Genomic DNA, 14,216 nt, shown 5'->3' with positions numbered 1-14,216 from the left:
AGTTTTTGTAAGTCACTTTTTATTATCAAAAAACTTGCATTTTATCATTTAAATTGATAAAATACGTAAAAAATGATAAAAAGGAAAAACAATGAATGTTCAAAAGATAATTTCTATTTTTCAATCGTTTTATATTAATGTAAGTGTTGAAAAAATAGCTTTAACTTTACCAATTAGTTTTGAAAAAAGATTTCAATATGTCCAAATGAAGTTTCATAAGGAGTCATTTTTATTGATTAAAGAAAAGAGAAGAGGAAGTTTAGACTCATTTGTCACTCAAGCTCGTATTATGGGTGAAAAAGCTAGCATGGACGTTATTTTGGTATTTTCAAAGCTATCTGACATTGAAAAAAAACAACTCCTTCAAGCTAGAGTTCCTTTTGTAGATTTCAAGGGAAATCTCTTTTTTCCTCCAATGGGATTAGTATTGAATGCTAATGATGATGTTGCAACATCTAAAGAATTAACACCTAGCGAACAATTAACTTGGATTGCCTTTTTATTGACAAAAGGTCAAAAAGTAGTAGATGTTGATATGCTTTCACAGGTAACTGGACTTCCAAACTCAACGATTTATAGGTGCTTGAGGACTTTTAAAACTTTAGATTGGTTAAATAAGCCAAATAAACTTTACACCTATACTGCATCAAAGAAAGAATTATTCTTAAAATCAGAGCCCTATTTATTTAATCCCATCAAAAAACGGCTCTTATTGCCAGATGTAGATCTGAAGAATATAAAATCTGCTTCTAGGATTCTATACGGTGGTACGTATGCTTTATCCTATTTGACCTTTTTAGCTGAATCGGATGAAAATAGTAGCTATGTCATATCACATAGACAATTCAATAAATTATCCTTGCCATTGTCTCAGCATGTTTTAGAAGGCAAGGTATTAGAGATATGGCGATATAGTCCTTTTGTATCTGAATTTTGGAACGATTTTAAAGAAAATCAAGATAGACAGTTTGTAGATCCTATTTCTCTTTATTTGACCTTAAAAGATGATGATGATCCACGTGTGGAGGAAGAGATTGAAGTACTAAAAAATAATATATTACAGTATCTAGGAGAAGATGATGCCAGCTAATACGAAAGCTATTTTTCAAGAAATGTTTGCGAATTTTCAAGACTATTATGTTTTGATTGGAGGGACTGCAACCTCTATTGTATTGGACTCGCAAGGGTTTAAAAGTCGGACAACAAAAGATTATGATATGGTCATCATAGATGAATTAAAAAATAAGGAATTTTATGATACCTTGAATCACTTTTTAGAATTGGGAGAATATCAAGGAAGTCAGAAGGATGAAAAAGCGCAATTATTTCGATTTACAACAAATAAACCTGAGTTTCCTTCTATGATTGAACTATTTAGTATTTTACCAGAATACCCATTAAAGAAGGAGGGGAGAGAAACACCCTTACATTTTGATGAAGATGCTAGTTTGTCGGCCTTATTATTGGATAAGGATTATTATAATATATTGGTGCATGAAAAAGAATCCATTCAGGGATACTCGGTGTTGAGTAATCGTGGTTTAATTATTTTCAAGGCTAAAGCTTGGTTGGATATGAGAGAACGCTCTGCCACAGGTATTCAAGGTTTAAGTAAAGCCATAAAAAAACATTTGAACGATATTACTCGATTAACAGCTCTATTAGTAGGGAGTGAAAAGCTATCAAATATAACCTCTAGTGACACGGTGAAAGCAGATATGCACCGTTTTGTGATAGAACTTGAGTCTGTGATATTAACTATTCCTCAAAATGATGATATTTTGTTGAATCAAAATGAAGTTTTTGAAATTTTGAAAGATTTTTTAGATAGTTAAAATTAATTGTAATCACATAGATATATCGAAATGGCCACACTTGGTTGTGTTCCAGCATATGATAGATATTTTGTTTTTGGATTAAAATCACAAAAGGTTGTCATTGGAACCTATAAAATTAAATCTATTTTACAACTAGTAATTTTTTATGAGAACAACATAGAACAATTAGATTCAGTCCCCCAAAAATTTATTGTTGCTGACATGCTATATCCTCAAATGAAAATTCTTGATATGGGATTTTGGCAGATTGGTTTTGATTTAGATAATAAATAACTATTTACGTCTAGTCTGGAGCCAACTAATGGATTTACTTTTAAATGGTGTTTTTCACCTTACAGAAAAAGAAAAGAACTATAGTAAAAGGTAATTTACCGAAAAATATTTTTGGGATTTCATAGAAAACATCGTAACTATGAATTTGAAGAGATTGTTTTTGATTGAGAATCAATTTTCATTGAATAGCTTTTAGATAATTAGCTTTTAGAGTATGGTATGCTACATATTAATTTTATTATTAGGGAAAGCGACTAGATAGCATCGTATTAAGATATTTTTACATAGATGATATTGCATTTTGAATTATAACAAAGGAGTACTAACATGCCGAAATATACCGACGAAGATATTAGAAAATTAAATAAAATCACATTAAAAATTGCTGGTGATTATTTAGGCATAAGTTCACAAGCAGTTGCGATAGGTCTTAGAAATAATCTTCTTCCAATTGGTTTTGCTATTCATAACGAAGAAAGAGACAGACGTTTCACTGAGAGTTGGTCATATCATATTATCGCTGAAAGAATGATTTCATACAACCACGGAAAACTATCAGAGATCTGTGTTGAGAATATTGAAACTAGTTTAGATAAAATTATAGAGGAATTTAACGGTTTAAAACAAGATTTACTTTTTATATTAAGCGAAAATGCAGAAGTGAAGAATTAGAAGTTTTTGAATTTGCGTTTTCGCTTGGTAAATATAAAAATGGTGATGTAAAATATAAGGGTAAAGGTGTTTCAAATGAAGATGATAAAGACCTTTTCTAGAGAAGAACTCTATGAAGAAATCTGGGAGATAAGTGCGAAACAAGTTTCATTGAAATATGATTTAAGTTATTCTGACTTACTCAAGAAATGTAAAGAATTTGAAATCCCAATTCCAAAGGGTAGTTATTGGTATCGTAAGAATGCTGGACAAGACTTAAGTGAACTTATTGTTCCATTACCACAAAATGACGTAAATGAGGTTCATATTGATAGAAAAAGTTTAAAGAACAGTAGAATTAAAGCTGCTAAACATAAAGAAGATAGTACGGAAGATAAAAAAGAAGATACTGTTAAACTTGATACAACTAGTATAAGAAGTTCATTATCATTTATAGAGGACGATAAAATAGAGCGTATTATTGAAGCAGTTTCAAATCTAAATCAGTCTCCAAATAAGAGATTACATAAATCTGTAGCTAATCTAAGGGATAAAATTGCAGAGTGAAATAAGAGGGAAAAAGCTGCTTCTAATCCTTACTTTGATTCTAGGCACAGATATAATGATTTAAAAGAACCTAAATTTGTAAATAGTATTTCACTAAATTCTCTTCCGCGTTTATATCGCTTTTTAGATACACTAGTTACTGTAATTGAAAAAATCGGCGATAATGTAACTTCAAATTGGGATATTCAAATTGAAAAGGATATTGTTTGTTTTGAAGTTATAGAATCAACAGACAAAGTAACTCATGAATTAACAAAAGAAGAAGCTAAAGAACTAGCAGAGTACAATGATAGCGTTAAGTTTAATAGATATGCTTTTAAACCAAGAATAAAGAAGTATGACTATATTCCAAATGGAAAATTTCGATTTAAGATAATAGATGGTAAATACATTAAAGATACTAAAGAATTCACACTTGAACAATCAATCCCAGAATTAATTATTTTAATTTACCAAGAGTATTATAAAGTTAAGAACTTACGACTTGAACGTGAAGAGAGAGCAAGACTATATGAAGAGGAGCAGGAGCGAAAAAGAAAATTACAAAATAGAATCGAAGAAGAGAAGAAGCGGACAACGTCTCTTCTTAATATGCTAGAAGATTTTCAAACAGCAAATGATTTAAGATTGATGGCTGATAAATTGGAGATAGCAGGGAAACTTAGTAAAGAGGAAATTGATTGGATTAGATCCAAAGCTGACTGGATCGACCCAATAGTTTCTTCAACAGACGAATTACTAGGAATTAGAAATCATGAAAATTCTAGAGAACAAAAAGAACAATATCTAAGTGAGAAAAGGTACTACTGGTAACTTTATTTTTCATATTTTTAGTTATAAAAAGCTGTAAATAATGGAGTTATAATTATGACAAATAGTTCAACAATTAATGAGTTTATAAAAAAACAAAAGGTGCTTTAGATGTAAAAAAGAAAGATCCAAAACTTGGAGTTAGAGGTTTTGAATTTGATAACTCAACATCTGAAAAGATTGTGTTTTGGTTATTGGTCTAAATCCTGCAGGAAATGAAAAGGAAGTAAACAATATTAAGATTAGTTCATGAGATCCAAGATTATTTAAATAAACTTGAACCAAAAATCGAAAACTAATTAAAATTCAGTGTGGGGTGAAATTGCTTGAAAGAATATATTTTAAGTTTGGAAAAAGAACTTTCTTTAATAGAAAATGGATTTAAAGAAGAAGAAAAAAGAGCTCTTGCTGACTATCAATCAAACGATAATGCGTATACCAAAGAATTAGCATTTCTAGGCTTTAAATCCAATGTATATCAAGTTAGAATGTACAGTGTATTTCTTTTTGGATATTTATCAGAACAAGATGATATTTTAGCATTTATGAGAGATGAAGTTTCCAAAGATGATAATTGGAGAGTTCAGGAAGTGTTGGCAAAGGCATTTGATGAATTCTGCAAGAAAAAAGGATATGAAAAAGCACTTCCAATAATTGATGAATGGTTAAAAAACAATAATCCTAATACAAGGAGAGCAGTAACAGAAGGATTAAGAATATGGACAAGCAGACCATATTTTAAAGAAAATCCAAACGAAGCTATCAGACGAATTGCAGCATTAAAAGAAGATTCTAGTGAATATGTTAGAAAATCAGTTGGTAATGCTTTAAGGGATATTAGTAAGAAATTCCCGGAGTTGATTAAAATTGAGCTTGATAGCTGGAAATTAGAAAGTAAAGAGATAAAACAAGTTTACAAGTTGGCAAGTAAATTGATTGTATGACAAATAAGAATTCATAGGAGGTAACGATGAACAAGATTACTTGTATTTGTTTAGGTGTGAAAGATATGGAAAGGTTAATAAAGTTTTATAGAGATGGTTTAGGATATAAGACTGATTGCAGAGAAAATAATCCGTCAGTATGCTTTTTTGATACTCCGGGAACAAAGTTTGAACTATTTCCTTTGGAACAATTAGCAAAAGATATTGATGAAAATAATCCACCAAAAGGGAATGGATTTTCAGGAATTACATTAGCATACAATGTTGAACATAAAGAAGATGTAGAGACTGTAATTGCATTAGTAAGAAAAGCAGGTGGAAAAATTGTAAAAGAGCCACAGGAAGTTTTTTGGGGTGGATATCACGCATATTTTTCGGATTTAGATGGATACTATTGGGAAGTTTCATGGGGACCGAATTTTCAATTTGATGAAAATGGATTGCTGAAATTTTGAGGATAAATAGGGAAAGAGTATGCCATAAAGTAAGGAATATTTGATTTTGAAGGAGGTAATCATAGTGAATGAATTTAATGAATTTGTTCGTGAGATTTTTTCCGCAGCAGGTGATATTGTCATAAGATCCATGATGGGCGGATACCTTATATATTTTAACGGTAAGCTGATAGGTGACATTTGCGATAATGAACTATTTTTAAAGAGAACGCAGACATCGGACAAACTTCTTGCAGACTCAGAATTGCGTTATCCGTATGAGGGTTCAAAGACATTGATGTATGCATTCGACAGATTTGAGGATATGGATTTGATTACTGAACTACTGAAAGGTATGTATGCGGAACTGCCAGAAAAGAAACCCAAGAAAGCTAAATGAGACAAACAAGCTTCAATTTGTTGAATTTAGCAAGGTACAAGTTTTTATGAGATGAAACCTATAAAACTTGTACAGATATTGTAGGGTAGGAAAAGAAGTCTTCCTCTGTACTAAAATAAACCGAAAGAAAGGAGGGATTGAAATGAATATTATCAAGTCATTTAACAATACGATTGATTATCTTGAAACAGTTCTTGATGATGAAATTGACGAAAAGAAAGTAACTCAGTTATCAGGATACTCTTATTCAATGTTCAGCCGCTTGTTTTCTATTCTGACCGAAACAACGCTTTCAGAATATCTAAGAAGCAGAAGATTGACGGAAGCAGCCATTATATTAAGAGATACGGACGAAAAGATTATTGATGTTGCCTTCAAATTTGGATACGAGTCATCAGATTCGTTTGGAACAGCTTTTAAAAATTTTCATGGATTTACTCCTTCTGAGGTAAGAAATGGAAAACCATTCAAATTAGTATCACGAGTGCAGTTAGCACTAAGTGTAAGAGGAGGAAGAAGCATGAACATTACAATTCAAAAGAAACAAGCATTTACAGTTGCAGGGGTAAATGAACAAAGCATCAATTCATCATTATGTCCGAGTGTATGGAATAAGCTATATAAAAAATATTGCCACGATGAACTTGCAAGTTTGGGAAGCGATCAAAGTATGGGCGTTTGTCATGATGTGGAAAATTCAAGCACAATAAATTATATGGCTGGTTATATCGTTAATGATGTAGATAAAGCCACAAGTATGGGCTTAGATGTTTTGGAAGTGGAAGAAGCAGAGTATGCAGTTGTAGAATTAGTAGGAAGTGTTCCGGAGTGCATTCATAACGGGTGGAAATATGCAATGGAAGTATTCTTCCCTGAGCATGGCTATATTCATTCAGAAAAACCTGACTTTGAATATTACTATGAAGGTGATATGCACAGCAAAGACTACAAAATGGAACTTTGGATTCCGATAACTAAAGCTTAAAAACCAGCTTGTCGAGCTGGAAAATTCCAGTTTGCCGAAGTAATACCTTTTAACGATAACCTCAAGCTATCGTTAAATAGTTTAGTGGATATGTTTCCGCATACAACTCAACTACTTGACATACTTGGTGTTCACTCGTTCCATGTTGAGGCGGTATCACTGCTTGTACGAGCCGAGGCATCAGCGAAGTAGAAGTAGATGATCTGCCCATGCGACAAGGTGAAACCGAAGGTCGAGAAGGTGCCCTCGGGTATATGACTCGCAGAATGAGGAAGGAAACCGACGAAATGATACGGTAAGTCCGAACCGCTGAGTGCGTGGATCTGCTCTTCCGATCTGAGACAGTCGAAAAGTAGAAGGGGATGGTATTGGTATCAATCAATGAGTAACAAAGTAACAGCATGATTCGAAACATTTGCTTGTAATTTGCGGAGGAACATCAATATGGATGGAATAACAAAAGATTCTATAAAAACGGCTAAACTAATGAAACAATTATGGCCCCAATTGACCGATAAAGAAGCTATTGATGAAGTAAAAAGATATACGAATGGCAAAAATACTGCAATCTTTACTGAAGTTGAAGGTGACACAATTGTAGGTCTAGCACTATGTTCACTCAGATTCGATTATGTTGAAGGTTGTAAATATAGTCCTGTTGGATTCTTAGAAGGAATTATTGTCGACGAGGAATATCGTTTAAAGGATATTGCTAAAAATCTCTGTACAAAATGTGAGGAATGGGCGAAAAATAAAGGATGTAAGGAATTTGCAAGTGACTGTACTTTAACGAATACGGATTCTATAAGATTTCATCTCAATATTGGATTTCAGGAGGCAAATAGAATTATTCATTTTAAGAAGAAATTATAATTTCAGAACGTGGTCAAAATTTATGTATCTTTAGGAAGTGTGAAAGAATGGACGGACTACGAATTACTTTTCATTAGTTAAGAATATAGTAATGTTGTAAAGTTAATCGAGGAGTTATTGATGGATTTTAGTAGTAAGATAGCTATAAATAAAGGCTGGTCAGATGATAAAAAATATTGTGTGACAGATCAATATCAGCAAAAATATTTCTTGCGTGTTTCTGATAAGGAGAAGTTAGATTCAAAAAAATTTGAATTTGATATGATGGAGAAAGTAGCTTCTCTTGGAGTTCCAATGTGTAAACCAATTAGCATTGAACTCCGCGATGATGAAGTACATTCTTTACACGAATGGATAGATGGGAAAGATGCAAGAGAAACCATTTTAACTTATTCGAAAGAACAACAATACACTTATGGACTAGAAGCAGGAAGAATCCTTCAAAAAATTCATTCACTCCCTATAACAGAAGTTCGTGAAGAGTGGGAGGTCTTTTATAATCGAAAAATTGATGACAAAATCAAAAAATACAAAGAATGTCCCGTTCAATACGAAAATGGTCAGATTTTTATTGATTATTTAAATGCAAATCGAGAATTGTTAAAAGATAGACCTCAGGTTTTCCAACATGGAGATTATCATATCGGGAATTTCATGATTGGTGAAGATTGTAAAATTTATATCATTGACTTTGATCGATTTGATATTGGTGATCCTTGGGAGGAATTCAATCGTATTGTATGGTCTGCTCAAGTCTCTTCCTCTTTTGCGTCTGGTATGATAGATGGATATTTTGATCATAAGGTTCCGGATTTATTTTGGAAGCTTCTCGCTATCTATATTCTAAATAACATAGTTGGTGCTCTGTCATGGGCTGTACCTTACGGAGCTGAAGAAATATCAGTAATGCAACAACAAGCTAAGGAAATTTTAGAATGGTATGATGATATGAATCAAATCATTCCTAGTTGGTACTTGAACAAGAAGAAGACTGAATAATGTAAACGTTGGAATATCATTTTTGGAAAATATGACACGATTATTTGCCCAAATTTAAACACATCTGACTATCTTTAATATGGGTGATTTTAATCAATACAAGTTAAACTGGTATAGTAAGGAGTTTAAATATGAAATTCCATGAATTTGGTGATAAGAATTTGTCTCCTATCTTACTGATACATGGCGGTGGCAGTTCTTGGTGGAATTATCTTCGTCAAGCACGGATTTTGTCAGAAGACTACCGTGTTATTCTACCCACTTTGAATGGCCACGGTGAAGAATATCAACTCGATTATGTTTCTACTGAAGATTCTGCTTTGGAGATCCTAGACTATGTCAAAGCAAACTGTGGTGGAAAGGTGTTTGCGATCGGTGGCGTTTCGCTCGGAGGTCAAATTGCCATGGAGCTTTTGTCATTAGACAGCGAGATAGCTGAGAAGGCCATCATAGATGGAAGCCTCTGTATTCCTCAACCAAGGTTAGCTAAAATCAGCATCTTTCTAGTAGCTCTATTTGGTAAACTGATGTTCAGTAAATTCTCTTGTAAACTTCAATTAAGCATGATGAACAAATTTTATCCTAAACTGGCTTATCCAGAGGAAATAAAAGCTTATTATTTAGAGGATCTGCCAAGGACGCCTATCAAAACATTGGTGACCATTTACAAAACTTATATGGGACGTTACAAGCTGAAGGACACGATTTCTGCTAGCAAGGCCCAGGTTCTGTATATCTATGGTGAAAAAGAATTAAACTGTGTGAAAGCATCGGCGAAATTATTTCAGCAGCTACATCCAAATACGATCCTTTATGAAGCAAAGGGCTATAATCACGGTTTTTTATCAGCTTATCTGCCTCAAGAGTGGATTGATTTGGTGGTACCATTTTTAAAGAGTGATCCATTGGAAATCTGATATGCTGTAAGGAGGAATCTTATGCTAGGAGCAATAGTAGGAGACATTGTAGGCTCTGTTTACGAATGGGGCAATATTAAAACGAAAGACTTTCCATTATTTCGTGAGGATTGTTTTTTCACAGATGACACTGTTATGACCTGTGCTGTTGCTGAAGCCATCATGAACGGTGGTCGGAAGGATGACTTTATTGATGCCATGAAGAAATATGGCAGAATGTATCCCGATGCTGGGTACGGGCCTAGGTTTAATACATGGATTCAAAGCAATGATTGTTCCCCTTATAATAGCTTTGGCAATGGCTCTGCCATGCGTGTTTCTCCTTGTGCTTGGGTGATGGATTGTGGTTTCTGTGCAAGAACAGGTACTTGGCCATCTCGTAGAAATCTTGCGAGAATTTCTGCAGAGGTGACTCATAACCATCCAGAGGGTGTCAAAGGAGCTATGGCGACTTCTGATGCTATCTTTCTGTGTCGTTATTACTTTGGAGGCTACTGTGGCGACTACGAGCAACCAATCAATGATGATCCGGCAGAATGTAAGAGACGCATCAGGGAATACATAGAGAAAGAGTACGGATATAACCTTTCTCAATCACTCGATGACATTCGTCCTAATTATCATTTCAACGCAACCTGTCAGGATACGGTACCTCAAGCCATCATTGCTTTTCTTGAAAGTACAGATTTTGAAGATGCGATTAGAAATGCCATCTCTCTTGGTGGGGACAGTGATACTCTTGCTGCCATCACCGGGAGTATAGCAGAAGCTGCTTATGGCATACCTGATTGGATTAAGGACAAGGCCTATACCTATCTAGATGAGCCTTTAAAGGATGTTCTCAGACGATGGGACCAAGAAGTTTCAATAACATAACAGAGATTAGATAAAGACAACAAAAACACTAAAGTGACGAGATAAGTAACAATCTCGTCGCTTTTGTTTAAAAGTTAATGTTGCCATGGATTTATTCAGGCACCTAGTTAGATTTTTGCTGATTCAAGAGGAGGATACAAGTCATTACTGAGATACAGGATACAAGAATCAGATACCAAAGATTTTCAAGACCAAAACCATGATTGACCATCAATCGGAATCCCCAAAAGGCTGGGAAAAGACGCCCGATTGCTTGAAGAAAATCAGGTAGTAAGTTGCTAGGAAACATGATTCCTGAGAGCATAATTGAGGGTAAAAAGACAAGTTGCGCTATCATGGTCAGCTTTGCTTGATTTTTTACAGTAAGGCCCAGTATACTTCCGATACTCAACGATACGAAAATGTAGATGGCCAGTGCGAGAAAGAATAGGGGAAGTTGACTCGGTAGACTTGCTTTAAATAAAATTGGAGCAAGTAGTAGGATCACTATGCAGGTCATTATCAAATGAACAAAGGCAGAGAGAACCATGGTCACCAATCCTAAGTGAATAGGCACACCATTTGCTTTATAAATCTTTTTTATGTCGCTTCCGTATGTTTCAATCAAGGAAGGCGGTAAGCCGAGAAGGGCCCCCATGGAAACACTCATAACAATCATTGACTGTATGAGTGTACTACCCATTTCAGGCATAACGGAAGTAAAAATACCACCCATGAGAAGAAAGAAAATAAGCGGTACAATATAGTAAGTAACCAAGAGAGACTTACTTCGTATGTCCAATTTCCACTGTAATGCTAGGCTATATAAGAATCCTTTCATTCCGATCTCCTCCTTGCCATTTCGATGAAATGCTGCTCCAGTGTGCCACGATCCACCTTAATATCCAATACCTGGATATGTTTCTGTTTGCATTCTTCCAATAATGAAATCAAAGTGTCCTCGATCGTATCTGTTTCAAAAGATTCCTCTCCGTCCCGGGTCTTTAAATGGATGAAATATTTTCTTCCCAACCTGTCTGTCAGTTCTGAAGGAGTACCACAAAAGACAATCTTTCCATTATTCAAAATAGCAATGCGGTCACATAAGGTTTCAACTTCGGCCATATCGTGGCTTGCCAAAACAATTGTCTTGCCCTGTGATTTGAGCTTTCGGATTTGTTCATGGAGGGACAGTCTTCCTTCAACATCAAGTCCCGCTGTCGGTTCATCGAGAAAAATAATATCTGGATTACTGATAAGTGCAAGAGCAAGATGTAATCTTCTTTTTTGACCGGTGGATAATTCTATGTATTACGACTCCTTCATTTCTTTTATGCCAAGGGCCTTTAGCATAGCATCATCAATGTATGTATGATTCCATTTTGCAAAGAGCTTTATGGCTTCCATTGGTTTGATGTGGACGGGTAGAGAGGAGAACTGTAGTTGAATTCCGGTTTTCCCATTTACAACTATAGTGCCTTCGTCATATTTTCTCAGACCTTCGATACATTCAAGCGTTGTTGTTTTACCAGCTCCGTTCACTCCGAGCAGAGCAAAGATTTCTCCTTGTTTGATTTGAAAATCGAGACCACTAAGAACCATATTGCTACCATAACTTTTCTTTAATCCAGAAACCTCTATTGCGTTTTTCATGGTTCTACCTCCTCAAAAGGATTTGTTCCAAGCCTTGAAAAATAGACTTGTAGGGCGGGTCCTATATAATCATTGACGATTTTTTGCTTTTCTTCCCAAGCGTTTGAGGCGGTATCAATAGTACCAACTTCCATCAACTTAGGAAGCATGCTCATATCACCATTTGTAAACTCCATAATCAAGCCCCAGTATTCTTTCACAACCTGTTGGCTTTGTTCGCTTTCAGCTGGTACGTTTTCTTTTTGAAGCTCTACGATTTGATCACTTAGGCGGTTCAATCTGTCCATAAAGTCAAGTCCGCTTTTCTTGTCAAATCGACTGCGTATCTGGTCGAGTGTATTATCATCAAAGCGCTTAATGAGAGAGTAGGAGTCATTCTTCATCTGTAGATTGACGATGATGTCTGCATACTTCTTAAAATTGACCGTCTGTATTTGTAAAACTTCTGCCTTTAACTGCTCTATTGCGACTAAAGAATCCTTAAGTTGTTCAATATTTTTACGAATAGTATCTGCTTGCTCTGTAAGAGCATTGGCAACATCATCAGGTGTTTTCAAAGAGATCAAACGCCCCTTTATATCCTTGAGAGAAAAACCTAATGATTTTAAAGACAATATCTGATGGAGTAACACTAAGTCTTTATCGGTATAGAGCCTGCGACCACCCTCACTTTCTGCCGATGGGGAAAGCACCCCTTCTTTATCATAATATTGTAGAGTACGGACAGTAACGTTCATTTTCTTAGCAAGTTCCCCAACCGTCATAAATCCTTCCGGAATTGCTCTGTATTTAGTCATCATTACCCACCTCCTCATACTTATTATACATCGTTACGTAAGGTCATGAACAAGAGTTTTTGAAAAAATAAATTTTTTGTAACCGTTTTTTCTGCTATAATATCACTAGATAGAAATGTGGGAGTTTCAATCATGGTTACAAAACGGTTTTTGAAAAATGTTATTGTTGCGATAGTCTCGGTTTTTATGTCCTTGGTTGTTGTTCAAGGGGCTCAAGCTCAGCAAACTGGATTCGATTACCAGAGTCTTCATCTACTGCCTTTTAATGGCAATAAGCAGCTAGTACTGGGGGATTTTGATCATTTAGGTCGTGCGACCTCCGCTCATATTCAGCTGCAGGACAAGGATGAGCCAAAGAAAAAAAGAGAACCGCGTCTCAGCTATAATCCGGTTGGTTGGCACAATTATAAGATTGCTTATGGAAATAAAGGAAAGAAGGCCTGGTTGTTCCATAGAGGGCATTTGATCGGGTATCAGTTTAGTGGTCTGACCAATGAAGGAAAAAATCTGGTTTCTCTAACTGCCTGGACCAATACGGGGAATTATAAAGGGACAGCGGATAGCAATGTGGAGGGCATGCTCTACTACGAGAAACGACTCGATAGCTGGCTGGCCACCCACCAAAATTACTGGTTAGACTACAAGGTGACTCCGGTATATACGGGGGATGAATTGATTCCTCGGCAGGTGACCTTGCAATATGTAGGAATTGATCGAGATGGCAACCTTCTACCAATCAATTTAAGTAGTCCCAAAGAGTCGGTAGATGCTTATGGGATCACCACCGTTACCTTGGATAATTATTCCAAGAATGCGACCATTGACTATCTGAAGGGGACTGCCAAGCCATCTTTAGTGCCGACAGAACCAAGTAGTCAACCTCAACCTGCTAGTCCTTCTGTAGAGACGCAACCAAGTCAAGCCCCTCAACCGAGTCAAGCAGTAGAGCCAGCTCAGCCAGTTCAATCTGTCGAGCCTGCAGAGCCAACTCCTCAACTGGCTCCAGTAGTTTATGTAGCCAGAAATGGGAGTGCGGAAGTTTATTGGTATTCTTTGGACAGTATGCCTCGCAATACTAATTTTTCTAAGGTTGTTCAAATGTCAGAAGAGCAAGCGCTAAGTCTTGGAAAGCGGCATACAAGTAAGGAATGAGGATCAGTTATTCTGCTAATGAAGAAGCCCAATTGTTGGGCTTTTTGTGTAGGGTAAGTACTAAATAG

At 35.5% G+C, this 14,216-nt stretch carries 19 protein-coding genes and 2 pseudogenes; 16 read left to right on the top strand and 5 right to left on the bottom strand.

The features are described 5' to 3' along the window. Positions 1-91 precede the first annotated feature (91 nt). The 15 genes and pseudogenes from O3605_RS01255 (at position 92) to O3605_RS01185 (ending at position 10,567) form a co-directional block, all read left to right on the top strand. A complete protein-coding gene (locus tag O3605_RS01255; protein ID WP_371585099.1) occupies positions 92-1,090 on the top strand; it encodes a hypothetical protein in 999 nt (332 codons plus the stop codon). Further along, positions 1,080-1,544: pseudogene (locus tag O3605_RS01250) on the top strand (hypothetical protein); the annotation flags it as partial. The gene O3605_RS01255 and the pseudogene O3605_RS01250, both read left to right, overlap by 11 nt. Positions 1,545-1,574: 30 nt before the next feature. Further along, positions 1,575-1,835: a hypothetical protein gene (locus tag O3605_RS01245; RefSeq protein WP_347089370.1), complete on the top strand. Its 261-nt coding sequence runs from the start codon at positions 1,575-1,577 to the stop codon at positions 1,833-1,835. A gap of 30 nt (positions 1,836-1,865) precedes the next feature. Then, complete coding sequence (locus O3605_RS01240) at positions 1,866-2,111, top strand: hypothetical protein (protein WP_347089334.1); 246 nt, start codon at positions 1,866-1,868, stop codon at positions 2,109-2,111. A 327-nt stretch (positions 2,112-2,438) separates the two neighbouring features. Next, positions 2,439-2,783, top strand: a complete 345-nt coding sequence (locus tag O3605_RS01235) for a hypothetical protein (RefSeq protein WP_371585098.1) — start codon at positions 2,439-2,441, stop codon at positions 2,781-2,783. Between the two features lie 75 nt (positions 2,784-2,858). Continuing rightward, positions 2,859-3,329 (top strand): hypothetical protein, encoded by a 471-nt coding sequence (locus O3605_RS01230; protein ID WP_371585097.1) that lies wholly within the window; start codon positions 2,859-2,861, stop codon positions 3,327-3,329. Between the two features lie 591 nt (positions 3,330-3,920). Beyond that, entirely contained in the window at positions 3,921-4,142 is a 222-nt protein-coding gene (locus O3605_RS01225) for a hypothetical protein (RefSeq protein WP_347101895.1), read from the top strand. 323 nt (positions 4,143-4,465) lie between these two features. Then, positions 4,466-5,083, top strand: a complete 618-nt coding sequence (locus tag O3605_RS01220; RefSeq protein ID WP_371585096.1) for a DNA alkylation repair protein — start codon at positions 4,466-4,468, stop codon at positions 5,081-5,083. A 26-nt stretch (positions 5,084-5,109) separates the two neighbouring features. Then, positions 5,110-5,538, top strand: coding sequence for a VOC family protein (locus tag O3605_RS01215; RefSeq protein ID WP_371585095.1), 429 nt, complete (start codon positions 5,110-5,112; stop codon positions 5,536-5,538). A gap of 64 nt (positions 5,539-5,602) precedes the next feature. Then, on the top strand, positions 5,603-5,917 hold the full coding sequence (locus tag O3605_RS01210; protein ID WP_371585094.1) for a TfoX/Sxy family protein: 315 nt from the start codon (positions 5,603-5,605) through the stop codon (positions 5,915-5,917). Between the two features lie 142 nt (positions 5,918-6,059). Next, positions 6,060-6,902 carry an AraC family transcriptional regulator gene (locus O3605_RS01205; RefSeq protein ID WP_371585093.1) on the top strand — a complete coding sequence of 281 codons (843 nt, stop codon included), beginning with the start codon at positions 6,060-6,062 and terminating at the stop codon, positions 6,900-6,902. Between the two features lie 444 nt (positions 6,903-7,346). Then, on the top strand, positions 7,347-7,775 hold the full coding sequence (aac(6'), locus tag O3605_RS01200; protein ID WP_002912789.1) for an aminoglycoside 6'-N-acetyltransferase: 429 nt from the start codon (positions 7,347-7,349) through the stop codon (positions 7,773-7,775). Between the two features lie 120 nt (positions 7,776-7,895). Beyond that, positions 7,896-8,774, top strand: a complete 879-nt coding sequence (locus O3605_RS01195) for an aminoglycoside phosphotransferase family protein (protein WP_371585092.1) — start codon at positions 7,896-7,898, stop codon at positions 8,772-8,774. 131 nt (positions 8,775-8,905) lie between these two features. After that, a complete protein-coding gene (locus O3605_RS01190) occupies positions 8,906-9,691 on the top strand; it encodes an alpha/beta fold hydrolase (protein ID WP_371585091.1) in 786 nt (261 codons plus the stop codon). Positions 9,692-9,712: 21 nt separating this feature from the next. Further along, positions 9,713-10,567 (top strand): ADP-ribosylglycohydrolase family protein, encoded by an 855-nt coding sequence (locus O3605_RS01185; RefSeq protein WP_371585090.1) that lies wholly within the window; start codon positions 9,713-9,715, stop codon positions 10,565-10,567. 103 nt (positions 10,568-10,670) lie between these two features. Here O3605_RS01185 and O3605_RS01180 read toward each other — a convergent pair whose 3' ends face one another. The 5 genes and pseudogenes from O3605_RS01180 to O3605_RS01170 form a co-directional block, all read right to left on the bottom strand. Continuing rightward, positions 10,671-11,387, bottom strand: a complete 717-nt coding sequence (locus tag O3605_RS01180) for an ABC transporter permease (protein WP_371468041.1) — start codon at positions 11,385-11,387, stop codon at positions 10,671-10,673. After that, positions 11,384-11,671, bottom strand: a complete 288-nt coding sequence (locus O3605_RS09975) for a hypothetical protein (RefSeq protein ID WP_524539365.1) — start codon at positions 11,669-11,671, stop codon at positions 11,384-11,386. The genes O3605_RS01180 and O3605_RS09975 overlap by 4 nt, the downstream gene beginning before the upstream one ends. A 48-nt stretch (positions 11,672-11,719) precedes the next feature. Then, positions 11,720-11,854: pseudogene (locus O3605_RS09970) on the bottom strand (ATP-binding cassette domain-containing protein); the annotation flags it as partial. 3 nt (positions 11,855-11,857) lie between these two features. After that, complete coding sequence (locus O3605_RS09965) at positions 11,858-12,199, bottom strand: ATP-binding cassette domain-containing protein (protein WP_524539364.1); 342 nt, start codon at positions 12,197-12,199, stop codon at positions 11,858-11,860. Further along, positions 12,196-12,999 (bottom strand): MerR family transcriptional regulator, encoded by an 804-nt coding sequence (locus O3605_RS01170; RefSeq protein WP_155125325.1) that lies wholly within the window; start codon positions 12,997-12,999, stop codon positions 12,196-12,198. Before O3605_RS01170 ends, O3605_RS09965 begins: the two co-directional genes overlap by 4 nt. A 129-nt stretch (positions 13,000-13,128) precedes the next feature. Here O3605_RS01170 and O3605_RS01165 point away from each other — a divergent pair, with 129 nt between their 5' ends. Beyond that, positions 13,129-14,148, top strand: a complete 1,020-nt coding sequence (locus O3605_RS01165) for a DNA/RNA non-specific endonuclease (protein ID WP_155125324.1) — start codon at positions 13,129-13,131, stop codon at positions 14,146-14,148. Positions 14,149-14,216: the final 68 nt, after the last annotated feature.

The sequence above is a fragment of the Streptococcus sp. 27098_8_99 genome (assembly GCF_041431935.1).
In the GTDB taxonomy this organism is placed as follows: Bacteria; Bacillota; Bacilli; order Lactobacillales; family Streptococcaceae; genus Streptococcus; species Streptococcus parasanguinis_D.
This window is presented reverse-complemented; position numbering and strand designations above follow the sequence as displayed.